Source organism: Mycobacterium angelicum, from assembly GCF_002086155.1.
In the GTDB taxonomy this organism is placed as follows: domain Bacteria; phylum Actinomycetota; class Actinomycetes; order Mycobacteriales; family Mycobacteriaceae; genus Mycobacterium; species Mycobacterium angelicum.
In genome coordinates, this window is the sequence record NZ_MVHE01000063.1 from 1 (window position 1) to 24,355 (window position 24,355).

25 protein-coding genes and 1 pseudogene are annotated in these 24,355 nt (G+C 64.5%); 14 read left to right on the forward strand and 12 right to left on the reverse strand.

Going from position 1 to position 24,355, the window contains the following annotated elements; all coding sequences use genetic code 11:
* Together BST12_RS23800 and BST12_RS23805 are read left to right on the forward strand one after the other, a co-directional pair.
* The coding region (locus tag BST12_RS23800; RefSeq protein WP_139801875.1) for a PPE family protein at positions 1-3,137 on the forward strand (3,137 nt) is incomplete at its 5' end.
* A 133-nt stretch (positions 3,138-3,270) separates the two neighbouring features.
* A complete protein-coding gene (locus BST12_RS23805) occupies positions 3,271-4,080 on the forward strand; it encodes a sulfotransferase family protein (RefSeq protein ID WP_083115714.1) in 810 nt (269 codons plus the stop codon).
* A 21-nt stretch (positions 4,081-4,101) separates the two neighbouring features.
* Here the strand turns inward: BST12_RS23805 and aceA are convergent, their stop codons facing one another.
* Positions 4,102-6,402 (reverse strand): isocitrate lyase ICL2, encoded by a 2,301-nt coding sequence (gene aceA / locus BST12_RS23810; protein ID WP_083115715.1) that lies wholly within the window; start codon positions 6,400-6,402, stop codon positions 4,102-4,104.
* A 160-nt stretch (positions 6,403-6,562) separates the two neighbouring features.
* On the opposite strand from aceA, the gene BST12_RS23815 reads away from it, so the two are divergent.
* Positions 6,563-6,940, forward strand: a complete 378-nt coding sequence (locus tag BST12_RS23815; protein WP_083115716.1) for a hypothetical protein — start codon at positions 6,563-6,565, stop codon at positions 6,938-6,940.
* Positions 6,941-6,955: 15 nt separating this feature from the next.
* On the opposite strand, the gene BST12_RS23820 is transcribed toward BST12_RS23815, so the two are convergent.
* Complete coding sequence (locus tag BST12_RS23820; protein ID WP_083115717.1) at positions 6,956-7,669, reverse strand: MBL fold metallo-hydrolase; 714 nt, start codon at positions 7,667-7,669, stop codon at positions 6,956-6,958.
* Between the two features lie 38 nt (positions 7,670-7,707).
* Between BST12_RS23820 and BST12_RS23825 the strand changes: the two genes are divergently transcribed.
* From BST12_RS23825 to BST12_RS23835, 3 genes are all read left to right on the forward strand, one after another.
* Positions 7,708-8,457: a hypothetical protein gene (locus tag BST12_RS23825; RefSeq protein ID WP_083115718.1), complete on the forward strand. Its 750-nt coding sequence runs from the start codon at positions 7,708-7,710 to the stop codon at positions 8,455-8,457.
* A 97-nt stretch (positions 8,458-8,554) separates the two neighbouring features.
* The gene (locus BST12_RS23830) at positions 8,555-9,559 is read left to right on the forward strand and encodes a synaptic vesicle VAT-1 family membrane protein (protein WP_083115719.1); all 1,005 of its coding nucleotides are present in this window, start codon (positions 8,555-8,557) and stop codon (positions 9,557-9,559) included.
* A 52-nt stretch (positions 9,560-9,611) separates the two neighbouring features.
* The gene (locus BST12_RS23835) at positions 9,612-10,058 is read left to right on the forward strand and encodes an SRPBCC family protein (RefSeq protein WP_083115720.1); all 447 of its coding nucleotides are present in this window, start codon (positions 9,612-9,614) and stop codon (positions 10,056-10,058) included.
* On the opposite strand, the gene BST12_RS23840 is transcribed toward BST12_RS23835, so the two are convergent.
* Positions 10,055-11,632 carry a phytoene desaturase family protein gene (locus BST12_RS23840; RefSeq protein WP_083115721.1) on the reverse strand — a complete coding sequence of 526 codons (1,578 nt, stop codon included), beginning with the start codon at positions 11,630-11,632 and terminating at the stop codon, positions 10,055-10,057. The genes BST12_RS23835 and BST12_RS23840 overlap by 4 nt on opposite strands.
* 79 nt (positions 11,633-11,711) lie before the next feature.
* Here BST12_RS23840 and BST12_RS23845 point away from each other — a divergent pair, with 79 nt between their 5' ends.
* Positions 11,712-12,311, forward strand: coding sequence for a TetR/AcrR family transcriptional regulator (locus tag BST12_RS23845; RefSeq protein ID WP_083115722.1), 600 nt, complete (start codon positions 11,712-11,714; stop codon positions 12,309-12,311).
* Positions 12,312-12,323: 12 nt separating this feature from the next.
* On the opposite strand, the gene BST12_RS23850 is transcribed toward BST12_RS23845, so the two are convergent.
* Together BST12_RS23850 and BST12_RS23855 are read right to left on the reverse strand one after the other, a co-directional pair.
* Positions 12,324-13,931 carry a PE family protein gene (locus tag BST12_RS23850; RefSeq protein WP_083115723.1) on the reverse strand — a complete coding sequence of 536 codons (1,608 nt, stop codon included), beginning with the start codon at positions 13,929-13,931 and terminating at the stop codon, positions 12,324-12,326.
* A gap of 145 nt (positions 13,932-14,076) precedes the next feature.
* Complete coding sequence (locus tag BST12_RS23855) at positions 14,077-14,622, reverse strand: TetR/AcrR family transcriptional regulator (protein ID WP_083115724.1); 546 nt, start codon at positions 14,620-14,622, stop codon at positions 14,077-14,079.
* 105 nt (positions 14,623-14,727) lie between these two features.
* On the opposite strand from BST12_RS23855, the gene BST12_RS23860 reads away from it, so the two are divergent.
* Both BST12_RS23860 and BST12_RS23865 read left to right on the forward strand, forming a co-directional pair.
* The gene (locus BST12_RS23860) at positions 14,728-15,531 is read left to right on the forward strand and encodes an alpha/beta fold hydrolase (protein WP_083115725.1); all 804 of its coding nucleotides are present in this window, start codon (positions 14,728-14,730) and stop codon (positions 15,529-15,531) included.
* 39 nt (positions 15,532-15,570) lie between these two features.
* Positions 15,571-16,530: an NAD(P)H-dependent flavin oxidoreductase gene (locus BST12_RS23865; RefSeq protein ID WP_083115726.1), complete on the forward strand. Its 960-nt coding sequence runs from the start codon at positions 15,571-15,573 to the stop codon at positions 16,528-16,530.
* Positions 16,531-16,538: 8 nt separating this feature from the next.
* Here the strand turns inward: BST12_RS23865 and BST12_RS33650 are convergent, their stop codons facing one another.
* From BST12_RS33650 to BST12_RS23880, 3 genes are read right to left on the reverse strand one after another with little or no spacing between them, the layout of a single operon-like run.
* Entirely contained in the window at positions 16,539-16,715 is a 177-nt protein-coding gene (locus BST12_RS33650) for a hypothetical protein (protein ID WP_245850527.1), read from the reverse strand.
* Positions 16,696-17,322: an AMP-binding protein gene (locus BST12_RS23875; RefSeq protein ID WP_245850529.1), complete on the reverse strand. Its 627-nt coding sequence runs from the start codon at positions 17,320-17,322 to the stop codon at positions 16,696-16,698. The genes BST12_RS33650 and BST12_RS23875 overlap by 20 nt, the downstream gene beginning before the upstream one ends.
* 11 nt (positions 17,323-17,333) lie before the next feature.
* Positions 17,334-18,023: a hypothetical protein gene (locus BST12_RS23880; RefSeq protein ID WP_245850534.1), complete on the reverse strand. Its 690-nt coding sequence runs from the start codon at positions 18,021-18,023 to the stop codon at positions 17,334-17,336.
* Positions 18,024-18,202: 179 nt separating this feature from the next.
* Between BST12_RS23880 and BST12_RS23885 the strand changes: the two are divergent.
* Positions 18,203-18,433 (forward strand): annotated as a pseudogene (locus BST12_RS23885) (nitroreductase family protein); the annotation flags it as partial.
* 481 nt (positions 18,434-18,914) lie between these two features.
* Positions 18,915-19,598 carry a hypothetical protein gene (locus BST12_RS23890; RefSeq protein WP_245850530.1) on the forward strand — a complete coding sequence of 228 codons (684 nt, stop codon included), beginning with the start codon at positions 18,915-18,917 and terminating at the stop codon, positions 19,596-19,598.
* A gap of 25 nt (positions 19,599-19,623) precedes the next feature.
* Here BST12_RS23890 and BST12_RS23895 read toward each other — a convergent pair whose 3' ends face one another.
* Positions 19,624-19,935, reverse strand: coding sequence for a hypothetical protein (locus tag BST12_RS23895; RefSeq protein WP_083115728.1), 312 nt, complete (start codon positions 19,933-19,935; stop codon positions 19,624-19,626).
* Between the two features lie 154 nt (positions 19,936-20,089).
* On the opposite strand from BST12_RS23895, the gene BST12_RS23900 reads away from it, so the two are divergent.
* Both BST12_RS23900 and BST12_RS23905 read left to right on the forward strand, forming a co-directional pair.
* Positions 20,090-20,596 (forward strand): Rv1352/Rv1906c domain-containing protein, encoded by a 507-nt coding sequence (locus BST12_RS23900; protein ID WP_083115729.1) that lies wholly within the window; start codon positions 20,090-20,092, stop codon positions 20,594-20,596.
* 8 nt (positions 20,597-20,604) lie between these two features.
* Positions 20,605-21,567 (forward strand): FAD-dependent oxidoreductase, encoded by a 963-nt coding sequence (locus BST12_RS23905; protein ID WP_083115730.1) that lies wholly within the window; start codon positions 20,605-20,607, stop codon positions 21,565-21,567.
* 9 nt (positions 21,568-21,576) lie between these two features.
* Here the strand turns inward: BST12_RS23905 and BST12_RS23910 are convergent, their stop codons facing one another.
* A complete protein-coding gene (locus tag BST12_RS23910; RefSeq protein WP_083115731.1) occupies positions 21,577-22,005 on the reverse strand; it encodes an anti-sigma factor antagonist in 429 nt (142 codons plus the stop codon).
* Between the two features lie 242 nt (positions 22,006-22,247).
* On the opposite strand from BST12_RS23910, the gene BST12_RS23915 reads away from it, so the two are divergent.
* Positions 22,248-22,787: an enoyl-CoA hydratase/isomerase family protein gene (locus BST12_RS23915; protein ID WP_245850532.1), complete on the forward strand. Its 540-nt coding sequence runs from the start codon at positions 22,248-22,250 to the stop codon at positions 22,785-22,787.
* On the opposite strand, the gene BST12_RS23920 is transcribed toward BST12_RS23915, so the two are convergent.
* Positions 22,784-23,182, reverse strand: a complete 399-nt coding sequence (locus BST12_RS23920) for a phage holin family protein (protein WP_083115732.1) — start codon at positions 23,180-23,182, stop codon at positions 22,784-22,786. The two genes, BST12_RS23915 and BST12_RS23920, sit on opposite strands and share 4 nt — an antisense overlap.
* Before the next feature lie 25 nt (positions 23,183-23,207).
* Positions 23,208-24,275: an amidohydrolase family protein gene (locus BST12_RS23925; protein WP_083115733.1), complete on the reverse strand. Its 1,068-nt coding sequence runs from the start codon at positions 24,273-24,275 to the stop codon at positions 23,208-23,210.
* Positions 24,276-24,355 lie beyond the last annotated feature (80 nt).

Consider the following 24,355-nt stretch of genomic DNA (forward strand, 5'->3'; position numbering starts at 1 on the left):
ATGAAGAGATGTGGGCGCTGGATGTGTCGGCGATGTCGAGCTATCACGCCGGGGCGTCAGCGGTGGCGTCTGCGCTCTCTCCCTTCGCGCTACCGCTATCAGGTTTGGGCGGCGCGGCAGCGGCGGCCGGGGAACCCGCCGTGCCGGGCCGTACTACGACCCTGAACCTGGGATTGGGCAATGCCGGTGGCGGCAATGTCGGCAATGCGAACAACGGCTGGGGAAACTTCGGCAGCGCGAACCTGGGCAGCACCAACTTCGGATCCGGTAATTTCGGCACATTCAACTTCGGCTGGGCAAACCTAGGCAGCAATAACCTGGGCCTTGGAAACGCGGGCGTCAGCAACTTCGGCTTCTCGAATCTGGGTAACTTCAACTTCGGGTTGGCCAATACCGGCAGCGGCAATGTGGGATTTGCGAACACCGGCAACAACAACATCGGCTTCGCGCTCACCGGCAACAACCAGATCGGTATCGGCGGACTGAACTCGGGCGCCGGCAATATCGGCTTGTTCAACTCGGGCAACGGCAACATCGGCTTCTTCAACTCGGGCAACGGCAGCTTCGGCATAGGAAACTCCGGCCACTTCAGCACCGGCTTGTTCAACTCGGGACAAGGCAACACCGGCTTCCTCAATGCGGGTTCGTTCAACACCGGTTTCTTGGATGTCGGAAACGCGAACACAGGCAATCTCAACACCGGCAGCTTCAACTTCGGTGGCTTCAACACGGGTTCGTCGAATACCGGCAGCTTCAACACGGGTAGCTCTAACACCGGCGTGTTCAACCCGGGCAACATCAACACCGGTGTGCTGAACTTCGGCAACATGAACAATGGCCTGCTGAACACGGGCGACATGAACAATGGCGTTTATTACCGGGGCGTGGGACAAGGCAGCTTGCACTTTGCCATCCAGACCCCCGACTTAACACTCCCGCCGCTTCAGATACCGGGAGTGTCGGTTCCCGCCTTCCAGCTGCCCGCCCTGACCTTGCCGTCGTTGTCGATTCCGGCTTCCACGACGCCGGCGAATATCACGGTGGGTGCGTTTAGTTTGCCGGGGTTGACGTTGCCGTCGTTGTCGATTCCGGCGGCGACGACGCCGGCGAATATCAACGTCGGCGCGTTCGGCCTGCCTCAGTTGACGGTTCCGGCGGTGACCGTGCCGCCGATCAATATTCCTGGCGGTGGCACGGTGGGTGCGTTCAGCCTGCCCCAGTTGAAGGTTCCGGCGGTGACCGTGCCGCCGATCAATATTCCTGGCGGTGGCACGGTGGGTGCCTTCAGCCTGCCCCAATTGACCGTTCCGGCCGTGACCGTTCCGGCGATCAATATTCCTGGCGGCGGCACAGTGGGCGCATTTAGCTTGCCCAAGCTGACTCTTCCGTCCTTCACCATTCCGGAAATCGATATTCCGGGAGGTGGCACGGTGGGCGCCTTCAGCCTGCCCAAGCTAACTCTTCCGCCGATAACAATCCCGCCGATTACGATACCCTCAGGCACTCACGTCGGTGGCTTTAAGCTGCCTGGGTTGGATACTCCGCCTATAACCATAAGCGGCCTGAGCACAAATGCGTTTACCACGCCTCGGATAGTCGGCACGCTAAGTACCGGAACGATTTATCTGCCTAAAGCGCGAATCGATAATCTCGTCCTATTTCTGCCGAACAACATCCTCGCCTTGCAGACAGGTATATCTGGCGTGTTCCCGCAAATCGGCGGCGGAGTAATCAGCAACACCGCCCCCGCCGGGACCAACGCGGGGAAACCGGGCCAGGGCGGTCCGAACGCCTTTCTATCTATCGGCGGGGGCTACATCAGCGGATTCGCAATCCCTTACGGGATCGAATCAATCAATGTCCCCGCTATCAGCCTGCCCACCATCAACGTCCCCGGAATCCACATCGACCCCATCACGGTGGCCGGATTCGACCTTCCCGACATCAAAACGGCCGAGTTCACTACACCGCAGTTTTCCATTCCGGCGATCGCGACCGACGGGTTCACGCTGCCGTCGATCAGCACTCCGCAATTCGATACTCCTAAGCTGTCCATTCCGTCGATCGACGTCGCCGGCTTTACCCTGCCGTCGATCAGCACGCCGCAGTTCAGTACGCCCGAGGTGACCATTCCGTCGATCGACGTCGCCGGCTTTACCCTGCCGTCGATCAGCACGCCGCAGTTCAGTACGCCCGAGGTGACCATTCCGTCGATCGACGTCGCCGGCTTTACCCTGCCGTCGATCAGCACGCCGCAGTTCTCGACGCCGCAGTTGACCATTCCGGCGATTGGGGTCGATGGGTTTACCCTGCCGCAGATCAGTATTCCGGCGATGACGACGCCGCCGTATGCTATTCCGCCGATCGCGGTTGACGGGTTTACGTTGCCGCAGTTGGGCATTCCGGCGATGACGACGCCGCCGTATGCTATTCCGCCGATCGCGGTTGACGGGTTTACGTTGCCGCAGTTGGGCATTCCGGCGATGACGACGCCGCCGTATGCTATTCCGCCGATCGCGGTTGACGGGTTTACGTTGCCGCAGTTGGGCATTCCGGCGATGACGACGCCGCCGTATGCTATTCCGCCGATCGCGGTTGACGGGTTTACGTTGCCGCAGTTGGGCATTCCGGCGATGACGACGCCGCCGTTTGCTATTCCGCCGATCGCGGTTGACGGGTTTACGTTGCCGCAGTTGGGTGTTCCGGCGATGACGACGCCGCCGTTCACCATCCCCCCGATCGGCTTGGCCGCCTTCACCACGCCCCCGCTCACCATCCCGAGCATCCATATGCCGGCCACCGTCTTGGGCGGATTCGATGTTCCGCCGGCGCCCGGCTACTTCAACGCAAGCACTGGTCCGTCATCTGGCTTCTTCAACTCCGGGCCCGGCGGCAACTCCGGCTACGGCAACAACGGCACCGGTCTTTCGGGTTGGTTCAACACCAACCCCACCGGGTTGCTGGGCGGCTCGGGCTACCAGAACTACGGTGGCTTGATGTCGGGCTTCAATAATCTGGGCAGCGCGGTCTCCGGCTTCGCCAACACCGGCACTCTGCCTGTCTCGGTCAACAGCTTCGTCTCGGGCGTAGCCAGCATCGGCCACCACCTGTCGGGACTGTTCTTCCAGACTGCATAACGGGCATTGGTGCGCGAAAAAAGTTGCCACAATGGACGATCAGGCTCAAGTGCGATCAGTTAGGATTGCGTGCTTACCAGCCCCGATGTCCACCAGCAACGCCATGTTGTGGGCGTAGACGGGAGACCTACCCATGAGATCCATCCACTTCATCTCGGGACTGCCGCGCTCGGGTTCGACCCTGCTGGCCGCGTTGTTGCGGCAAAACCCGCGCTTCGAGGCGGGGATGTCCGGTCCGCTGGAGGGCCTGTTCGCCGGCTTGCTTGGCCAGATGGCCGCCAGCAACGAGTTTTCGACGTTCCTCGACGACGCCAAACGCGAGCGCATCTTGCGAGGACTGTTCGACAACTACTACGCCGATTGCAACGCCGAGGTGATCTTCGATACCAGTCGCGTCTGGTGTGCTCGGATGTCGACGATCGCCCGGCTGTTCCCCGACGCGAAAGTCATTGCCTGCGTGCGTGATTTGCCCTGGGTCGTCGACAGTATCGAGCGCCTGATCCAGCGCAACGTCTTCAATCCGTCCGGACTCTTCAGCTACAGCCCCGGCGGGACGGTCTACACCCGCGCCCATGAGATTGTGTCGTCGGTTGGCATGGTCGGCGGTCCATTCGAGGCGCTGAAGCAGGCGTGCTTCGGCGAACAAGTCGGCCGCCTGCTGCTGGTTCAGTACGAGACGCTGACCACTGACCCGGCCAAGACGATGCACGCCATCTATTCATTTATCGGCGAGCCGGTTTTCGAGCACGACTTCGCCCATGTCGATTACGACGTCACCGAATTCGACCAACGCGCCGGCACTCCCGGGTTACACACGGTTCGTGGTGCGGTCCGAGCCGAGCCGCGCAAAACGCTGCTGCCGCCCGATCTGTTCCAGGCATTCATCGGGCACTCCTTTTGGCGCGACCCGGCGACAATCCCGGAGGGGCTGCAAGTCATCTGAGCCGGCCCGGCCCAGCGGCCGTCACCCCTCCTTGAGGATCAACTTCCGCAGCGCCACCCGGTCGGGTGTGAGCAGCTCGGCGATGCGCGGGTGGTTCACCTCGGCGACGATGATCTCGCCGACTTCCTGATAGACCTCGCTGAAGATCCCGTGGGACTTCATCTTCTCGGTCTGGTACTGGTTGTCCTCGGTCGGCGTCACGTAGTACACCGCGTCTGCCTTGAAGCGATGCACCAGCCAGAGGTGGATCAAGGTCATCAGCCGCTTCTGCCGCAGCTTCTCGGCGAAGGTGTTCTGATCGCGCACCTGCAGGATGCTGCGACCATGCCGGTCTTTGATGGGGTCGACGACGACGTTGGCCAGTTGCTCGTCGCCGCTGCCGTAGATTCCGAGTTCGAGAACGTCAGACCCGGCACGGCGCGGCCGCAGCGTCACCCGCAGCTTCTCACCCAACTGGTAGTGCTCGCTCCACAGCGCCAGCCACTCCTCCAGCAGCTTCTTGGGCACCTCGGTCTGCACCAGGTGCTGGTGTTGGGTGGAGCCCTTGCCCATCGCCTTGGTGGTGGCCGTGCGCCCTGAGGAGGCGGCCAGCGCCGCGTCGCTGCGCGGCCCACCGACCAAGGTCTGCGGCGTGCGGTACGGCGACTCGACCAGCCGCATCTTGCGTTGCAATCGAGCCAGCGCCAGCATGCCGTCCTGCTGAAGGGAAGTGGCGAACTCCTCGGCGGCGACACCGTCGATTTGGTGCCCGCCATAGGTGATGAAGTTGAAGACGAAGCCCATCTTGCCGAGTTCTATAGGGAACTGTTTCATCTCGTCATCGGTCATGCCGGTGGTGTCCCAGTTGAACGATGGCGAGAGGTTGTAGGCCAGCATCTGTTCGGGGAACACGGCATGGATGGCCTCGGCAAATTCCCGGGCATCGGCCAGATCCGCGGTCTTGGTCTCCATCCAGAGGATGTCGGCAAAGGGTGCGGCCGCCAGCGACTTGGCGATCGCATACGGGATGCCGCCGCGGATCTGGTAGTACCCCTCAGGCGTTTTCGCCAGCTCGCAGTCCCAACTGGCGTCGGCGCCCAATTCCTTTGCCTTCTGCCGCGCTTCATACAGCGACGCGCGCGCGGAGAAGGCCCGCCATTCCTCGGCGCTCATGCCGGCCGGCTCGTCTTCACTCTCGCCGAAGGCCAGCACTTCAGCCACGGCATCGCCGTACGTCATGACCCCGGCGTCGTCTTCCCAGGCGGCGACAAACCGGGACTCGACTTGGTCATAGACGTCGTCGATCGACTTCTGGCCGTTCTCCCGCCAGGTGTTGACCGCCTCGGACACCAGGCCCATGATCCCTTGCCGCTCAAGCCATGCGTTGGCCGCGTCGTACTCGCCGTCGCTGAGCGCATAGAGCAGATGGCCGTTGAGGTCCGTGACGCCCAGGTCGTAAAAGCGCCGCACCAGAGCCAGGAAGCAGGACTTGTAAGACGGCACTTTCAAGTTGGTGGCGCCCAACAGGAATGGCTGGTCCCGCTCGTCGGCGCGACTGTCGATCAGGTTGGCGGCCTCGGCATCGGTGCGGGCGACGATGATGCCGGGCACCCGCATGACGTCAAGCTGGAAGCGGGCGGCATTGAGCCGCTTGATCTGTTCGTCCGACGGCACCAAAACCTTGCCGCCCTGGTGCCCGCACTTCTTGGTGCCCGGCCGCTGGTCCTCGATGTGGTAACCAGGCACGCCGACTTCGACGAAGCGGCGAATCAGGTTGCGCACGTGTGGATCACCGCCATGGCCGGTGTCGGCGTCGGCGATGATGAACGGACGGAAGTCGTAGTTGGGAGCCGTAGCCCGCGCCCGTTCGCTCATGTTCAGGCGCAGGTATTCCTGATTGCGGTCAGCGGTGAGCAGCGCGCGCACCAGTACCGCGGCGTCGTCGGGCACCTGGCTCAGCGGGTAGCTGGCGAGGTCGGGTCCGGGGTCTTCGGTGGTGGAACCCTTGGCCGAAGTTGCCCAGCCGCCCAGATAGATCGCCTCGATGCCCATCCGCTTCATGCTCACGGCCTGTCCCGGCGAATACGGCCCGAACGTGGTGATGCTCTTGTGTTCGGCGAACAGCTCGCGCAGACGCACGTAGAAAGCCGCCGCGGCCTCGCGCGCCACGGTGTAGTCGGTCGCAATGGTGCCCCGCTGCTCGGCGACCTGTCGGGCGCTATAAAGCCGAGTGATCGCGGAAAAGCGCGAGCTGTCGAAGTACTGCTGCGTCGCGGCGACGTCTTTCTCGAAGTCCTGCTCGAACGATGATTGGACCGCAGTGTCCGTTTCGGCAATGGCCATGGCCTTACGCTCCTCTTCAGCCCCGATTTCCCCTGACGCAGAGAGTGTATTCCCCAGGCGAGTGATCTAAATCACCGGCCGACTGCGTGCCCAACGGCTGGCCGCACAGCGGCGAGAAAATGCTCTCCGCAGTGGCTCGACAGCGAGTAGCGTCGACTGCGTGCAGACCGAATTGCGCTTTGACCGGTGGTATCTGCTGCTATCGGTGCCCCTTGGGCTCGGCCCCAAAACCAGCGAGTTGCGAGTCGACGGGCAACACCTTCACGTGAAGATGGGTTGGGCATTCACCGCCGACATCCCGTTGACATCAATCAAGAATGCGGAGCCGACCAACAGCCGCGCATACACCGCCGGAGTTCATTTCTTCGGCTCGCGCTGGCTGGTGAATGGATCGCTCAAAGGCCTGGTGGCCCTGACACTCGACCCGCCGGCGCAGGCCAAGGTGTGGTTGCGCAAGTCGGTGACGGTGCGCCAGTTGGTGCTCAGCGTGACCGATCCCGATGCGCTCGTCGCCGCCTGCTCGGCCAAGGCGAGCTAGCGCCGCTCAGCGGCTTCAGCCGGCGGCGCGCGCGGTGAGCCAATCTCGTTGGCGGCGGACGAACTCCGCGTCGACAACGCTGCCGTGACCCGGAACATAGCGCGCGTCCGCACCGCCCAGGTCCAGCAACCGGCCGAGGGTGCCCGGCCACGCCGCCAGATCGGAATCCGCGTCGATATAGGGATCGGCGGATTCCTCGACCAGATCGCCGGTGAACACCACGACCCGGCTGCTCTCGCCGTCGGCGCCGGGTGCCATCACGACCAGATCCCCGGTGGTATGCCCGGGGCCCGGGTGGGTGATCGTTACCATGCGATCGCCGAGATCAACGACGGACGCACAGGTTCCATTGAGTGGTGGCCGCAGGGCTGCGATGGCGCGATCCACCTCGGCCGCATCCGCACCGTAGTGCAGGGCGTGGTCGCGCAGCTGTCCGGTTGCCGACGAGAGGTAATCGACAACTTCGGGCGCACAAAGGATTTCGGCCCGAGCGAACATCGAGGAACCCAGCACGTGGTCGAAGTGCTTGTGCGTCAACACAACATGGGTCACCGCGGACGCGCCAAGCTCACGGACGTCAGCCTCGATCGCGGCCGCCTCGGTGAGCGTGGTTCCGGTATCGACGAGCAGCGCACCGGTGCGGCCCTGCACCAACCCGATCGTGACATCACAGAACGCGAGCCGACACCGATGGATGCTCGCGGTCAACTGTTCCCAGATGAAGTGCATCAATGAAAGGTAGCGCGCATGTCAGTACGATTCGGTCAATGACGTCGAGATCATCGCGCTGGGCCGGTGTTGTCGTCGTCGGCTTCGTTGCGATCCTCGCCGTCGCGGCTACGACATGGGCGCTGCTGCATTATCGCCTGATCGGCCAGCCCGTGGTCGCGCCGCCGCACTTCACCTCACCGGCCATACCCAAGGGCACCCAGGTCATCACCGTCGTACCCGTCGATGCCAACGGGCAGGCGATCAACGGATATCGGCAGCTGCCGATTTCCGCCGATCCGAGCCAGGATCCTGGACGGGTCAGCGACGTCTTCGGCTGCACCGCGTCGCCGGCGGCGGTGGCCGACGACATCTACTACTGCGCGCCCAACGCCGCCGGCGCTGACGTGTGTTGGCCCGGCGGGCCGTCGACGCCGGGAACCCTGTGGTGCCTCACCGATCCCTGGGACAAGGGGCTACACCAAGTGGCCGCCGCCAATCCGCTTCCGCACGTGCTGCCACCGCCGACACCGGCACCGTTCGCTTTGCTTCTCGATGGCGGCACGCCATGCCGGCTGCGCAACGGCGGCGCCTGGGGCGGACGCGACGACGGCTTGGTTGCCGCGTACGGCTGTCCAAATGAAACGCCGGCGGTGCTCATGCCGGTCAGACCGGACGGCGGTGCAGCGGCGATCGATCGCTCCCAGGCGCTGTGGACGGTCAAGGTGGGATCGCTGGGCGCCGGGAACCCGCATCTGCCGCCCCCGCAAACACGCACCGTCGTCACGGCGTGGTTCGCCGGTGATTGACGGGGCGCCGGCGCAGCTGCCGGCTGACCGCAGAGCGGCTGGCCGCACTTGCCGAATGGCCAACGCAGCCAATCAAACCCAGTGACCGGAGGAACATATGCGCGCAGTCGTTATCACCAAGCACGGCGACCCGGCGGTCCTGCAGGTGCAGCAGCGGCCCGACCCGCCACCGCCGGGCGCGGGCCAGTTGCGTATCGCCGTTCGCGCCGCCGGGGTGAACTTCGCTGACCACCTCGCCCGGGTAGGCCTGTATCCCGACGCCCCGAAGCTGCCGGCGGTCGTCGGCTACGAAGTCGCCGGCACCGTCGAGGCGGTCGGCGACGGAGTCGATCCGGCGCGGGTGGGCGAACGCGTTCTCGCCGGCACCAGGTTCGGCGGCTACGCCGAAATCGTCAACGTGGCCGCCAACGATTCGGTGGCGCTGCCCGAGGCGCTGAGCTTCGAACAAGGTGCTGCCGTCCCGGTCAACTACGCGACGGCGTGGGCGGGGCTGCACGGCTACGGTTCGCTGCGCGCGGGCGAGCGGGTGCTGGTTCACGCGGCCGCCGGCGGCGTGGGCATCGCGGCCATCCAGTTCGCAAAGGCGGCCGGCGCCCAGGTGCACGGCACCGCATCGCCCGGCAAGCACCAGAAGCTGGCTGAGTTGGGCGTGGATCTCGCGATCGACTACCGCCGCGACGGCTGGTGGAAGGGGCTGGAACCCTACGACATCGTGCTCGACGCGCTGGGCGGTACCTCGCTGCGGCGGTCCTACGATCTGCTGCGCCCGGGCGGAAGGCTTGTCGGATACGGGATTTCGAACATGCAGCAGGGTGAGAAGCGTTCGCTGCGGCATGCGGCACCGCACGCGCTGGCGATGCTGCGCGGGTTCAACCTGATCGACCAGCTTTCGGAGTCCAAGACCGTCATCGGTTTGAACATGCTGCGGTTGTGGGACGACCGCGGCACCCTCGAGCCCTGGATCACGCCGCTGGCCGAGGCGCTCCATGCGGGCACGTTGTCGCCGATCGTTCATGCGGCCGTGCCGTTTGCCGAGGCGCCGGAAGCCCACCGAATTCTGGCGGCGCGCGAGAACATCGGCAAGGTCGTGCTGGTGCCGTAGGCCGACGGCCGGCTTCTGGTTTAACGCGTGTGGCTGTGGCTATGTCTTGGGGATGGCTGTCACCGAGTCCAGAGAGGTCGTCATCGAGGCGACGCCCGACGAAATCATGGATGTGCTGTTCGACCTCGAATCGCTGCCCGAGTGGTCCTCGGCTCACCGCAAGATCGAGATCCTCGAGCGTGACGAGCAGGGCCACCCGAGCAAATCTCGCCAGGTGGTCAAGATCGTCGGTGTCAGCGATGAGCAGGTGCTGGACTACGCGGTGCATGACGACGGCGTGAGTTGGACACTGGTCAGCGCCAAACAGCAACGGGCACAGGACGCCCGGTACACACTGACTCCCGAGGGCGACGTCACCCGCGTGCACTTCGAGCTCACCGTCGAGCTGGGTGCGCCGGTGCCGGGCTTCCTGATCAAGAAGGGCGCCAAGGGTCTGATGCAGACCGCCACCGACGGCCTGCGCAAGCGGGTGTTACACGTCAAGAAGGCAAGCGGCTAGCGGGCCGTGTCGTCGAGCGCCTGATAGGCGGCGTTGTAGCCGGGTGTGAACGTGATGCCCGGGCCGCCGTGGCAGCCGGCGCCGCCGAGGTACAGGCCGTCGATGGGAATCGGGAAGTCGAGGAAACCTTTGGGGCCGGGCCGGTTGGGCCCCATCAGATCCGGGTGCAACAGGCCATGACAGAAGTCGCCGGCGGGCGCGGCGAACATGGTTTGCATGTGATAGGGCGCAAACGTGATGTGCCGGATCACCAGGTCCTTGAAGTTGGGGGCGAATCTAGCGATCTTGTCGATAACACGTTGTGCCATCTCATTTTTGAGGTTCCCGTGCTGATCGCGGCTGACCTCGACGGGAAAGGCGTAGGCATAGGCGCTCGCGGCATGCTTGCCGGGCGGGGCCAGGCTTGGGTCGTGCACGGAGGGGATTTGCAGCCCCATCGACGGGTTGTCCGGGATCAAGCCCTGACGGCACGTTTCCCATTGCAGCTGCTGTTCTTCCGGTGAACCGAAGATGCCGACCGATTGCTGCATGCCGGCTTCGTTGAGGAACTCATATGGTGGGGCGAATTCGGGCAGTCCGTCCAGAGCGAAGTGCATCTGTACGAACGAAGCGCGGTGATCTCGCCCGGACACCCTTGAGAGCAATTGTGCGGGAACGTTTTCCGGCGCGATGAGCTCGGTGAGCGTGACGTCTGGCGCCAAATTGGACACCACGATGGGCGCGGTGATGGTCGAACCGCCGCGCAGCCGGACACCGCTGACGGAGCCGTGTTCGACCAGAATCTGTTCGACCTTGGCACGGAATCGGATCTCGCCGCCGTGCGAGACGAAGAGCTCGCGCAGGTGCTCGGTGAGCGCGCCGATGCCCCCTTTGAGCTTCGTCATCATCGCCGTGCTGTTGTCGGGTACCGCCAGCGCGAACGCCAGGCAGGTAGCGCTGCCGGGTGTGTAGGGTCCGCGGTAGGTGGAGTTGACGGCCAAGAACGCGAGCATGCCGCGCATCACCGCGTGTTTGTTCTTGTCGGGTAGGTAGCGGTCGATCACGTCCATGGCCGAACCGAACAGCATCTCGTGAATCGCCCGGCGTTCGGCCTCGCCGGCCGCACAGGCATACATCTCGTCGAGGGTTTTCGGCGGTTTACGAACCTCGAAGCGGCCCAACGCCTTTGCGGGACCCTGGCTCCACGCGATCAGCTCGGCCATGCCGGTGACGGCCCCGAGGCCATGCTTTTGGCTCAAGTGCGTCATCAGCTGGATCGGGTCGCGGTAGAAGATCATCGGCTCCTCGCCGTGCTCGCCGATGTTGGTCGACATCACCTCGGGCTCCACGGTGGGCAGTGTGTCCAGTCCCAGGTCCTTGGTGATCTCGGCGGCGGTGGGGAACTGCACCGATCCCGCGATCTCGTACCGGAAACCGTCGATCAATTCCACCGTTGCCGCCATGCCCCCGGCATAGGTGTTGGCTTCCACGCACAGCGTGTGCAGACCCGCGCGCTGTAAGACCGCCGCGGCGCTCAGGCCGTTGTGTCCGGCGCCCACCACGATGGCGTCATAGTCGGGCTTGTTGCTCGTCACGTGACAAGGTTATGTCAGTACTGACATGATTGGAAGATGTCAGTCCTGACTAATTCCGTTGGGCTACCATCGGCGTGACATGAGCGCGCCGACCAACCGTCACCAACTACGCCGCCAATCGACCCACGAGGCGCTTCGTCAGGCTGCGCTGAAGAGCTTTGCCCGCAAGGGATTTGCCAATGTCACCGTGACCGAGCTGGCCCGCGAGGCCGGCGTCACCGAACGCACCTTCTTCCGCCACTTCCCCACCAAGGAGGCGGTGCTGTTCCAGGACTACGAGACGCAACTGGCATGGCTGGCCGAGGCTCTTGCCCAGCGTCCGGCATCGGAGTCGCTTTTCGATGCCGTCTTGGCCGGTGTCGCGGCCTTTCCGCACGACCTCGAAGTGGTGCGTCAGGCCGCGACCGCCAGAGCCGAGCTGATCGGTGCCGACCGGATCGCCGGTCATTTGCGGGTGGTGCAGTCGTCGTTTGCTCAGGTGCTGACCGAATTCATCCGCGAGCGCAACCCCGGTGCGCCCAACCTCGAGTTGTCCGCTGCGGTAGCGGGTTCCGCGCTGGCGGCGGCTCTTGTTGTGGCAGTTGAGAATTGGGGCCGCCAGGGCTGCACGGGTGATCTCGGTGAGATGGTGGCCGCCGGCCTGGACTTGGTGCGGTCAGGTTTGGCGCCGCTGGTGTGAACCGTCGCGGCGTCACAGGCTCGTCAGCTGGTCGAGAATCGATTGCGCCGCATTCACCAGCACGAACACCTCGATCCCCGCTCCGAACGCGAGCAGTCCGGTGTTGGCCGCGATCGGATTTGCGATCGCACTGATTAGGCCGAGCGGGTCACCGCTTGCCACTCGCGAGAGTGCCTCCACGAACAGGTTGAGATCGTAAACGGGCAGCGAGATGACGAGCGTCGTCGCGATGTCTGCCGTTGGCAGCAGGGTCTCGTAGGCGGTCGAGGCCACCGTCGCCAGGGTGTCGACCAGACCGACCGGAGAAGGCGGGGGCGGCAATGTGATTGACGACAGATCGGGCAGCGGCGGGAAGGTGGTTGCGCTGATGTCGTTGACGAAAGCCGTTATGCCCTGCTGAGTTCCGGCCGCGAGAGCGCCCAGCACAGCGCCGGCGTCGACTGGCGGGAAGATGCCGAACGGGGTGGGTACGTTGGCCGCCGACGTCGAATACCCGAAGGCCGGGTCGCCGAAGCCGATGTTCACCAGCACCCGCAAATCCGGTTCGATCAGGTCGGCGAGCGGATTTCCCACGAATGGAACAGCGCGCAGCGGTTGAACCAGCGGCAGATGCGGATTGGGAATCATGTAATAGGTGGTCAGAGTGGGCCCCTCGGTGTGCAGCGGGATGGCGGTGGCGATCTGTTGGGGCGTCAGATCGGCATAAGTGCCGTGTACGTAGTAGATGCCCGCCATCGCGTTGAGGTCGGCCAGCAGATTGATCGGGTAGCGCGGAAAATCGGCGAACCCGTCGTATTCGATCGTGTAGATCTTGGTCGGGAAGGAATTGGCCGGCGTAGCGCCGTAGAACGTCTGGCCCAGACTCGGGAAGGTCAGGCCGGCGAAGCGCTCCAGGATGCCGCCGTTGGGGTTCATCGGGTCGCCGAGCAGCACGAAAGAAATCGGTAGCGAACTGGGCGTGCCGCTGGGATCGAGTCCGTGCATCACCAGTGAGGAGATGACGGAGCTCTGCGAGAAGCCCAACACCGCAACGTTGTTGCCCGCGTTGAGTTGCTCACGAATCGCGTCGGTCAGAATCGTGACACCGCGCGCCACTGACACATCCGGCGTCAGGTCCTTGATGCCGGTCAGCGGATAGAAACCCTCGGGGGTGAACAGGGCTCGAGCGTTGGCGACGGTGAAAGCCGGGAAGTTGGGGGTGACATATTTCGACACGACGGCGTCTACATAAGTGCGCGGCGGCGTGGGGTTGCCACTGCCGCCCATGGCCAACGTGACGTCTTTGGCCTCGGCTGCCGGCGCGGCCATTGCGCTCAACGCGGTTGACACCGCGGCCGCGTTGGTCGCTTCGGCGCTCGCATAGGCGCTGCCGGCGGCGGCCAGTGCACCTGTGAACGCATCGTGAAACGCCGCGGCCTGTGCGATGACCGCCTGATACTCTCCCGCGTACGAACGGAACAGCGCCGCGGCGGCCGCGGAAACCTCATCGGCGGCCGCGGCCGCCACGCCGGTGATCGTGTCCGCCGCGGCGGCGTTGGCCGCGCCGATCGCCGCTTGAATTCCCGCCATATCCTGGGCCGCCGCAGCCATGAGCTGCGGCATTGCGGTCACGTATGTCATCGGCGCATCCTTCCGACGACTACGGGGTGTTCGCTGGGAAGCCGACGGACGGGCGAAGCCTGCCATCGCACAGCCGGCGTACCCAGCCTAGGAGCATTCGCCAACCGCGTCTGGCGTTTGGGCCAACCGCTCTACTCGCCGCTGATCAACTCGGCGTGTGGGTGGCGAGTTGTACCAGTCCACGCCGCAATTCGTCGTCGCGTTGTCCGGCGGCGAGTTCGATCAGCGCGATTTCGGCGATCGCCGCAACGAGTAGCGCGGCAATCGCTTCCGGCGCTGCCCATCCGAGCGCCACCAGGTCGGGCAGCAGTAGCGTGGCGGAGCTTTGGTTGCGAGCGGCGACCAAGTCGCTGAGCCCGGCATCGGTGCGCGATTGGACCAGCAGTGCTTTGGTGGACGGCTCGGCCAGGCACCCGTCGAGGTAGGCGTTCATCCCCGCGGTCAGCCGGTCGCGGCCAGCCGGAAGGTCGGCCACTGCCGCGGCGATCGATTCGCTTAGCTGGTCGTGGAATCGGCCGTGCAGGGCACGAAGGTATTCGGCCCGGCTGGGCCAATGCTGGTAGAAGCTGCCTTTGGCCATGCCCGCTTCGGCAACGATCGCGTTGACCGAGATCCGGGACAGGTCGGCTCCGCCCAACAGGCGCCGCCCCGCGTCGAGCAACGCATTGCGTCCGGGCTCAGGTGATCTCATCGCCGCTGTCCTGTCATCGCGTCGATCCTCTACTTGTCATGGCTTGCGTCCGGTTGTAGCGTACGAGATGACCGACCAGTCGGTCAACCGCTGAGAGGAGCCGCCATGGCCACTGTCCGAACCAGATCAGGGACCGTCGCCTATCGCGAATCAGGCAGTGGGCCAACGGTTTTATTACTGCATGCGACGCTGCATGACCGGCACGACTTCGATCCCGTCGTCGAGGCGCTGGCGCGCCGCTACCGCACCATCGCGCTGGATTGGCCCGGTCACGGCGAATCAGATCCGGTCGACGCCACTTTGGAGCCCGGCGCGCCGCTGTTTGCCGACGTGCTCGAAGATGTGGTCGACGGGCTGGGCCTCTCGCGGGCGGTGCTGATAGGAAACTCTGTGGGTGGGTTCGCCGCTGCGCGGCTGGCGATCAACAGTCCCGAGTTCGTCGCCGGCCTGGTGCTGGTCAACTCGGGCGGGTTTGTTCCGTGGAATGTCATGTCGCGCAGCTTTTGTCGGATGATGGGGTCACCGGCTGTATTCCGGGCCGCCGCTCCCCTGTTCGTGCGCGGCTACATGAAAGCCCGGACCGACAGCGACCACGAGATCACCAGGCGTGCCATCGCCACGGCGAAGACGGCCGAAGGTGCGCGGACCGGTGCAGCGCTGTGGCGTAGCTTCGCGGCCCCCGACCACGATCTGCGCGCTCACGCCGAGCAGCTGGCGGTGCCCACCCTCATCGTGTGGGGCAAGAAGGACATCGCGATACCGCTGAGTGCCGGCCGCGCGACCCATGACGCGTTGCGCGGCTCCCGGCTGGAAATCCTGGACACCGGCCATGTGGTGTTCTCGTCGGATCCCGGCGGATTTCTCGCCCTCGCCGAGCCCTTCCTGGAATCGGTCAGTCAGCGGCGTTGACCGTACAGTTCCTTACGGAGAACTCCAGGGGGCACGAGAATGACGCTGAAAACCCGTCTCACCGACTTCTTCGGGATCCGGCACCCGATCCTGCTCGCGCCGATGGCGCAGGTTTCCGGGGGCCGGCTAGCCGCGGCCGTCACCGCCGCAGGCGGCTTGGGCCTCATCGGAGGAGGCTACGGCGAGGCCGAATGGCTACACACCCAGATCGGCGAAAGCAGCGGCGCGCGAGTGGGATACGGGTTCATCACTTGGAGCCTGGCGCGTAACCCCGAGTTGCTCGACACCGTATTAGCCCAGAATCCGGCGACGATCATGTTGTCCTTCGGTGAGCTGCGGACATTCGCCGACCGCATTCGCCAAGCCGGCGTTCCGCTCACCGCTCAGGTGCAGACGGTGGATCAGGCGCGTCAAGCTGTGCAAGCCGGTGCCGAGGTCATCGTCGCGCAGGGTGGTGAGGCGGGCGGGCACGGAATGAGCTCCCGCTCAACGTTCACGCTGGTTCCCGAAATCGTCGACCTCGTTGCCGCGGATCGCCCGGACGCCCTCGTGGTGGCCGCCGGCGGCGTCGCCGACGGTCGCGGACTGGCCGCCGCGCTGGCGCTGGGGGCCGACGGCGCGCTGGTTGGCACCCGGTTGTGGGCCGCCACCGAGGCGTTGGTGTCGCCGCGAGCCTGGCAGCGCGCCATCGAGGCCGGCGGCGACGACACCATCCGGACCCGTGTGTACGACATTGTGCGGCAACGGGATTGGCCTGCACCGTTCGATGTGCGATTGGTCAGCAACTCGTTGATTCGGCAGTGGCATGGCAACGAGGCAGAGCTGCTGGCGCGCCTGCCTGAGGCGCTGGATCTATTCGAAAAGGCAACGGCCGCTGAGGATTTCGATGTCGTCACCGTGCTGGTTGGCGAGGCGATCGGTCTGATTCACGAGGTTCGCCCCGCAGCTGACATCCTGGACGAGATGGTCCGCACGGCCAGTGAAATCCTGAACCGTTGAGATCGCACTCAATACAGGGGCGACCAGTCGGAGGTGCGCAGCAGCCGGCTCTGCCACTGGTCGCGGTATTTCAGGGCCTCATACATGTAGCTGCCGGGTCCGCGGTGTTCGGGCGCGATGTCGTTGGTCAGCAGGTGCACCAGGGCCGCGTAGTTGTTGGAGTCGTCAATCTTCTGCCATAGCATGGCTTCTCGACGCCGATAGCTGCCGTGCGCCACCTGGAAGCAGGCCTGGAGATCGAGTATCCGCATCCGGTCGGGGGCCTTCGACAAAGGACGGTAATAGATCTCGTCCCACGAGCGGATGTAGTCGTCCAGCGAGCCCGGTGGTCCCACTGGTGAACAGGACCAGCGCGTCGCGCGCGTCGACGTCTTCGGCGACTGACACCGTCGTCCCCGCCTGATCGCCGCCCAGGTCGCTGCCCGTCAACACGTCGGTGGCACCGGCTTCGCGGACCTTGTCCGCATACATGTCCGCGGCAACTGCCACCTGGACGCACCCGGCGTTGTCGACCAGCACCCGCAGCTCGGCCGCCGTCAGCGCCGGATTCATCAGCGCCGCCGCGGCCCCGATGCCCGCCGCGCCCAGCACCGCCTCGATCGACAGCAGACTTCCGACGTCGACGACGGCGACGCGATCGCCGGCCACCAGCCCGCGGGCGGCCAAGCCGGCGGCGCATCGCCGAACCGCCGCGCCGAGGTCGCCGTAGTTGATGCGGCGTCCATCGATGATGAGGGCGGTCCGGGCCGGATCGCCGGCCGCGGCCGCGTCGATGATCGTCCCCGTGTTCATGGCGAAACCCCCTAAAACAACGGCGACCACGCCGAGGTGCGCAGCAGCCGACTGGTCCACTGATCACGCAGGTCGAGGGCGTCGTGCAGCCAAGTGCCCGGGGCGCGGTACTCCGGTGCGATGTGGGTCCGAAGCAGTTCGAGCAGCGCCTCGGGCCGATGAATGCGCTGCATCAGCGTGACTTCACGGCGCAGGTGGCTGCCGAGCGCGGGCTGGAATGCCGCCTCCATCCTCAGCATTGATGCCGGCCGCTCCAGGCTTCTGGCGTACACCTCGCCGCAGCGGTCGATGTATTCCTCGAACTTGTCCTGGTAGGGCCACATGGTGTCTTCCATGTAGAGACTTAGCTCGTGCTCGCGTCCATCGACGGGCACCTCGTCGAATGACACCTGCTGCAGCGGCGACCACGCCAGCGGCACCAACAGCTTGGCTTCGACTTCGTGGCGGAATTCGTCGACTTCGCGCATCCACTTCTGCAGATCGCCCTTTTGCACCCGCAGCGCAAGGCGTTCCCACGCCGATCCGTCGGTAATGGCAGTCACCGTCACGACGGTGTACGCGGGACCACTGCCCTGCGCGTGATCGGCGTACCACAGCAATCGGGCATCGTCGCCGGCGGCCAGCATCGGCATCCAGCCCTCGCGAAATGCGGCCTCGAATTCGTCTTCGGCGCGGCCGCGGACCTTGTGTACCTCGTGCATGAACAGCACGCCGAGACCTCCTACGTGCAGCGCTCCCCGACGAGCGCCGTCGCGCAAGGGACGCTACCCCGGCAGCTCGACCAGCCCCAACCCCGGGTACATAGATGAGCAATGAATCGCGCTGGAAGTGTTGGCCTTGGCTGGGAGAATCTGGTTTCCTCAAAGCGGTGACGCGGTCACCGGGCAGCTGGAGCGTCCTGCTCGCCCTGAGATCGCGCGGCTTGGGCTCGGTATGGACGACGACGCACCTGGCCAAGGAGCGCGAGGTGGCCGAGGTCCTCGGCCTTCCGTCCACCGTCACCCAGGCGGCCTTATTCCCGGTCGCCTATACCGCGGGTACGAATTTCCGGCCCGCCCAACGGCCGCCGGCCGAGCGATCACTGTTCTGGAATGGCTGGGAATCCGGCTGACGCTCGGAGTGCACCGAAAATACGCATTGTCAAGACCATTCTTGGCGACCCGCCGGTAAAACCTTTCTCCGGTGGCCGAAGTCGTGCTGCCGCAGGGTAATCGCTGGCCACAGCTGTGCGGACCGGCTAACATCCCTGTCTCGATATATAGTAGTCGATCGCAGTAAATGTGTTTGCTGGCAAATAACGAGACTATTTTGAGCCTAAATTATATAAGGCGTTTAACCACCCTAATAAAGAATAGAAACGTGCGCGCTCCAGAATTTCGTGGCGCACCGGTCTGGGTCTGATGCGAGGATCGCTACGCATACACACCATTTGGCAGGCCGCCCACTCATCTCGAGGAGCTGTCATCACAACCGCACGCCCCACACGCCCCGCACGCCCGATTCGACGCGCCGCTTCCCCGAAGCTGTCTTCCCCGTTCGTCGGTGACCGGAGCAGGAGCATTGTCAAGACCGAACGCCTGCGATCCGAGTCGTTGACGCCCGCGCAGCGCACACCCCTATTCGACCGGCTTTACGCCGTTTACAGCGAGACGATGTGGGGCCACACGCGAGAGGAATTCGAAAAACATCTCTTGAGCGCCGGGGATCTCAGCCTCACGCTCTACTACGGCGACCGCGGAGAGTTCGCCGGATTCGCCTACATCGCGATCCAAAGCGTCGAGCACGGACGCAAACCCGTGGCGGCGTTTTCCGCGGGTGGCTTCTTCCGGCCCGGGTATCACGGCGGTGTAGCGGGAATGCTTTTCGGGTTGCGTGAGGCCATTCGATTCAAGCTGCGCCGGCCCCGCACAGCGCTGGGTTATCTGAGTCGCACATCGTCACCGGCGGCCTACCAACTGTTCGTCAAGACGATGCCGCTGGTGTATCCGAACCGCTTCCGGCAAACGCCGGTTGACATCGAGTCGTTGGTGCGCGCCATCGGCGAACGGCGGCGCTACGTCCGGGTCGGTGAGAGCCCATGGGTCGTGCATTCCGACGCCGTCCCGCGCGACGCATCGCGGCTGCGGCGACTGGTCGACGACGCGGACGCTCGATTCTGCGTGCAGCTCAACCCCAGGTTTGCCGAGGGCGAAGCGCTGCTGATCTGGATACCGCTGAATGCGGCGACGATTGTCGGCGGCTTGTACCGTCAGGTGCGGTTGCGTCTGGGGCGCTGAACGATCCGCGCCGGGTTATCCCGGCTCAGATCAAGGCGGCTAAGAACGCCAGAACCGCAACCACAGCCGCCACGATCGCGATGAGTACGAAAAGTGAGCCGGCGGCCGCGAGGCGCTCGCTGCGATTTGCGCCGTCGTCGAGCATGACGCCGAAACTGCTTGGGATGCGGCGGAATACGTCTGGCCATTCCACCCGATCGGCGGCCCGCCTGACGCCGGTCGGATCCCCTTGCGTACGGCGTTGCGGCGCTACGCCTACGGCGTTTGCGAAGAGAACAAACCCGATCAGAAACGATGCCACGCTGACGACGATCAGCACCGCACCAAGCCACAGCATTACGGCCTCCCTTGCCTCACGTTTGTCCCGCGCTTTGGATTGGAGTACCCATCCCGCCTCAGCGGAAACGATGGCAGGTTATCCGCTGCCAGCTGATCGAGGTGGGCATCATGTCCAGACCGGCGGGCGGAAAAGCCGAGTAAACTGCTGACTCATGCGCTCCCTGGCAACAGCACCTCTTGCGGCGCGATCCGCGGCCGCGGCGCTCCTCGTCGTGGGCTGGTTCGCGTCGGCCGGCGTTGCCGGTGCCGATCCGACGACGGGACCGGCTCCGGGACCGGCGCCGACGACCGCCCCCGGACCGGCACCCAAGACGTCCATCGACCACGACGGCACCTATGCGGTGGGTAGCGAAATCGCGCCTGGCACGTACAGCACCGCAGGACCCGTCGGCAAAGGAACCTGCTATTGGAAGCGGGTGGCTCCCGACGGCACCTTGATCGACAACGCGATCAGCAAGAAGCCGCAAACCGTACAGATCGATCCGGGCGACAAGGCGTTCAAGACCAGCGGCTGCCAGCCTTGGCAGGCCGGCCCGCCGCCCGACGGCAATGCGCCCGCTGACTTGCCCGGCCCGGCCGCCGGGGCCCAACTGCAAGCCAACCTCGGCATCCTCAACGGATTGCTCGGCCAAGTCGGACAGCAAGTACCCCAGTCCTGAAGCCGGTCTTGCCAGACAATCCAGAAGTCATTGTCGTCGGGGCCGGCGTCAGCGGATTGACGTCGGCGCTGTGTTTGGCTGAAGCCGGCTGGCCCGTGCGGGTGTGGACCGCGGCGCTGCCGCAGCAGACGACCTCGGCGGTGGCGGGTGCGGTCTGGGGCCCCCGAGCGATCGAACCCGTCGCCTGCACCCTGGCCTGGACCGAACACTCGCTGCGCGAATTCCGAGAGCTGGCCGCCGATCCCAACAGCGGCGTGCAGATGGCACCAGCGCTCAGCGTCGTCGATGTGCCTCCGGGCGGGGAAATGCCGCCGGGGGTCGAACTGATCCCAGACCTGAGGCCGGCTGACGCCGCGGACATCCCCCGGGATTTCGGCGCCGGATTTCACGCCACCATGCCGATGATCGACATGCCCCATTACCTCGATTATCTGACCAAGCGGCTGGCCGCGGCCGGCTGTGCAATCGAATTGCACCCGGTGCGATCGCTGGCCGAGGCGGCCGAAGCCGCCACGGTAGTGGTCAACTGCGCCGGCCTGGGCGCTCGAGAACTCGTTGGCGACGAGTCCTTACGGCCGCGGTTCGGCCAGCACGTCATCCTCACCAATCCGGGCCTGGACAGACTGTTCATGGAACTCACCGGCGGCTCGGAGTGGATCTGCTACTTCCCCCACCCACAGCGAGTGGTGTGTGGGGGTATCAGCATCCCGGACAGATGGGACACCACCCCCGACCCTGACGTCACCGACCGGATTCTGCGGGACTGCCGCCGGATCGAACCGCGGCTTGCCGACGCTTCGGTGATCGAAACGATTACCGGACTGCGTCCGGAGCGGCCGTCGGTGCGGCTGGAGGTCGAGCGCGTCGGGCCGGTGCGCTACATCCACAATTACGGCCATGGCGGCGACGGCGTGACCTTGTCCTGGGGATGCGCACGCGAGGTGGCGCGACTGGTCAGCAGCGAGGTGTGAGCGCTCGCGTCAGCTGCCGCTCGGCGGCACCAGCGCGGCCTCTACCGAGGAATACATGGGCAGCAGCCGGCGCAGGCCGCACGCGGCGATGGTGCGGGCCACGATGGGCTGCGAACTGACCAGACGCAGGCTCACGCCGCGACGGCGACAGCGCACCGACTCCTGGGCCAGCACGGCGTAGGCGCACGATCCCATGAAGTCGAGCTCGCGGATATCGATCACATACGGGCCTGGAGCAATCGCGATGGCGGAACTCCGGCTCACCAAACGTTGCCAGACGGCCTCGTTACTGGCGTCGATGTCACCGCCGACATGGACGACGACCGCCGAGCCGGTGCACTCAGTGACTGCGCGCAAACCGCTGTGCGGGTCACTAAGTTGCGAACTCAGCCGCGTGCTGGAAGGACCGGAAAATGATCCGAGCGCGACAGTGTTCATGTTTTGCAGATTCCCGTCGTCGTGTCCGGTGGTTGAAGGCATCGTGGTTACGTCGCAAGGCGTTAGAGGTTATCGTCGTCATACCGAAAGACAGAGCTTGTCTTGACGGCATTAGCAGCAGTCTTTAGTAAGCATATGTGTAACAGGCCTGACAACCTAGGATGTCGTAACCGAAATATTCGCGGCATCTAATTTTGATTTAGCCGGCGGCGGCGGCGGACAGTGAAACGATCAGATATCCGGTGGGTATTGACTACATGTTGCGCAGTCACATCGTCACCATCACGATCAACCGTCCAGAGGCGCGAAACTCGCTGGACGTGCAGCATTTTCGGGATTTGGCCCACGCGTGGGCCGAGTTTCGCGACGACCCAACAGCCTGGGTTGCCGTCGTCACGGGGACCGGCCGGGATTTCTGCAGCGGAGCTGATCTCAAAAAGTTCATTCCCGAACTGACTGGGGCTCTTCCCCGCCCCCTAGCGTGGAACAAGACCGACGCCATCCACGCCGTGTCACACCGATTCCCTATCTACAAGCCAATCGTCGCGGCCGTGAATGGCGTATGCGTCGCGGGGGGTTTGGAGATGCTGGGCTCGACTGATATTCGAATAGCCGTGCCGCAGGCACGATTCGGGGTCACCGAGCCGAAGCGCGGTTTGTTCGCTGGAATCCGCCTATCTCAACGAGACCCGGCACAGCGACCGGATCTTCGAAACCGAGGACGCCAAAGAAGGGCCGCAGGCGTCGCCGAGAAACGACCGCCGCGGTGGCAGGCGCGCTAATTCCTAGACCGGGTGGCGCGGCGAGTCAGCAGCGACAGTATCCAGCTCACGATGGACAGCAGGATCGCGGCCCAGATCGCCGTCCACCAAAAGTGATCGATCTGCAGACCCCAGTGCGTGGTGTCCTCGGTGATGCGCGCCGTGATCCACAACATGAATGCGTTGATCACGACGTGAACCAGGCCGAGAGTCAGGATGTACAGCGGAATCGACAGGAACTGCACGATGGGTTTGATGATCGCGTTGACCAACCCGAAGATCACCGCGACGACGAAGATGATGCCGATCCGCTGCAGCGTCGTTTCGCCGCCCACGAAGCGAATTCCCGATACGAGTTGAGTGACCACCCACAGTGCGAACCCGGTCAGTGCCGCGCGCAGCAGAAAGGGGCCCATGCCGCCGATCCTGCCATGACTTGACCTAGTTCAGGCCATAGAAGCGCGCTGCGTTGAGCCCGGCGATCTTCTCCCGCGCTTCTTCGCTGATATCGGTGCGGGTGCGCAGATGCTTGGTGCTTTCCGGCCACTCGCCATCCCAGTGCGGGTAGTCGCTGGCGAACATGATGAAGTCGGCGCCGAGCACGTCGATCACCCCGGGCAGGATCGGCTCCTCCGGCTCGCAGGTCACCCAGATATTGCCGGCCCGCAGATACTCGTGCGGATCGCGGCGCCAGCCGCCCTCGATCCAGTCGCCGCGTTTCTCGTAATGCTCGTGCAGACGATCCATGAAGAACGGGACCCAGCCCGCCCCCGCCTCGAGGAACGCCACCCGCAACCGAGGGTGACGCTCGAAGACGCCGCCGGAAACCAGCGCCGTCATCGCCGTCATCTGGTCGAACGGAAAACTGATGCAGTGCACTTGGATGTAGTTGGTGAAGCGGTCCACGCCGATCTTGGGCAGGTGAATGCCCGGGGCGCCATGGATGCCCAGCGGCATTCCGAGTTCGGCGGCGACGGCGTAGAACGGGTCAAGGTCGGGGTGGTCGAGGTTGCGCGTTTTGAGCGCCGGCGGAACCAAGGTCGCGACCAGTCCGAGTTCCTTGGCCTCGGCCATGATGTCGATGGCAACCTGTCCGTGCTCGACGGGCGTCACGGCGACCCCGCGCAGCCGACCGTTGGTGCTCGCGCAGTAGTCGGCGATCCACTGGTTGTAGAGGCGGGCGAATCCCGCGGCGAACCCGGGATCTTCCAGAGTCGGAATGCAAAGGCCCAGACTGGGATACAACACCATGGTGTCGATGTGGTCGCGGTCGGCGTCGCCCACCACACCTTGCGCGGTCGAGCAGTTGATGCCGGGTGCCTTCGTGATCCCGTGCTCGGGCGGGCAACCCGCGCCGGGGCCTTGGTCTTCCGGGTAGTTGCGGCCTTCGATCTGCAGCCGTAGCCGCCGATCAGTGCTGGGCTTCACGTGGTCTGGCCAGCGTTTGATCGCTTCGATCGTCAGCGACGAGTTCTCGGCGACATGGCCATCGGCATCGATGATCCGCATATCCGCCGAACTTACTCGCGTGCTGACTTGCGCGCGGGGCCCTGGGGTCGCGGTATTGCGGCGGGTACTGCACGATGCTG

What these genes read in the sequence shown, in the direction of transcription:
- BST12_RS23855 (WP_083115724.1), bottom strand. Translation starts at nt 14,622, where the DNA reads ATGAGATCACCTGAGCCCGGACGCAATGCGTTGCTCGACGCGGGGCGG.
- BST12_RS23830 (WP_083115719.1), top strand. Translation starts at nt 8,555, where the DNA reads ATGCGCGCAGTCGTTATCACCAAGCACGGCGACCCGGCGGTCCTGCAG.
- BST12_RS23820 (WP_083115717.1), bottom strand. Translation starts at nt 7,669, where the DNA reads ATGCACTTCATCTGGGAACAGTTGACCGCGAGCATCCATCGGTGTCGG.
- BST12_RS23925 (WP_083115733.1), bottom strand. Translation starts at nt 24,275, where the DNA reads ATGCGGATCATCGATGCCGATGGCCATGTCGCCGAGAACTCGTCGCTG.
- BST12_RS23860 (WP_083115725.1), top strand. Translation starts at nt 14,728, where the DNA reads ATGGCCACTGTCCGAACCAGATCAGGGACCGTCGCCTATCGCGAATCA.
- BST12_RS23835 (WP_083115720.1), top strand. Translation starts at nt 9,612, where the DNA reads ATGGCTGTCACCGAGTCCAGAGAGGTCGTCATCGAGGCGACGCCCGAC.
- BST12_RS23920 (WP_083115732.1), bottom strand. Translation starts at nt 23,182, where the DNA reads ATGGGCCCCTTTCTGCTGCGCGCGGCACTGACCGGGTTCGCACTGTGG.
- BST12_RS23895 (WP_083115728.1), bottom strand. Translation starts at nt 19,935, where the DNA reads ATGCTGTGGCTTGGTGCGGTGCTGATCGTCGTCAGCGTGGCATCGTTT.
- BST12_RS23910 (WP_083115731.1), bottom strand. Translation starts at nt 22,005, where the DNA reads ATGAACACTGTCGCGCTCGGATCATTTTCCGGTCCTTCCAGCACGCGG.
- BST12_RS23880 (WP_245850534.1), bottom strand. Translation starts at nt 18,023, where the DNA reads ATGCACGAGGTACACAAGGTCCGCGGCCGCGCCGAAGACGAATTCGAG.
- BST12_RS23825 (WP_083115718.1), top strand. Translation starts at nt 7,708, where the DNA reads ATGACGTCGAGATCATCGCGCTGGGCCGGTGTTGTCGTCGTCGGCTTC.
- BST12_RS33650 (WP_245850527.1), bottom strand. Translation starts at nt 16,715, where the DNA reads ATGCTATGGCAGAAGATTGACGACTCCAACAACTACGCGGCCCTGGTG.
- BST12_RS23805 (WP_083115714.1), top strand. Translation starts at nt 3,271, where the DNA reads ATGAGATCCATCCACTTCATCTCGGGACTGCCGCGCTCGGGTTCGACC.
- BST12_RS23900 (WP_083115729.1), top strand. Translation starts at nt 20,090, where the DNA reads ATGCGCTCCCTGGCAACAGCACCTCTTGCGGCGCGATCCGCGGCCGCG.
- BST12_RS23845 (WP_083115722.1), top strand. Translation starts at nt 11,712, where the DNA reads ATGAGCGCGCCGACCAACCGTCACCAACTACGCCGCCAATCGACCCAC.
- BST12_RS23875 (WP_245850529.1), bottom strand. Translation starts at nt 17,322, where the DNA reads ATGAACACGGGGACGATCATCGACGCGGCCGCGGCCGGCGATCCGGCC.
- BST12_RS23865 (WP_083115726.1), top strand. Translation starts at nt 15,571, where the DNA reads ATGACGCTGAAAACCCGTCTCACCGACTTCTTCGGGATCCGGCACCCG.
- BST12_RS23850 (WP_083115723.1), bottom strand. Translation starts at nt 13,931, where the DNA reads ATGACATACGTGACCGCAATGCCGCAGCTCATGGCTGCGGCGGCCCAG.
- aceA (WP_083115715.1), bottom strand. Translation starts at nt 6,402, where the DNA reads ATGGCCATTGCCGAAACGGACACTGCGGTCCAATCATCGTTCGAGCAG.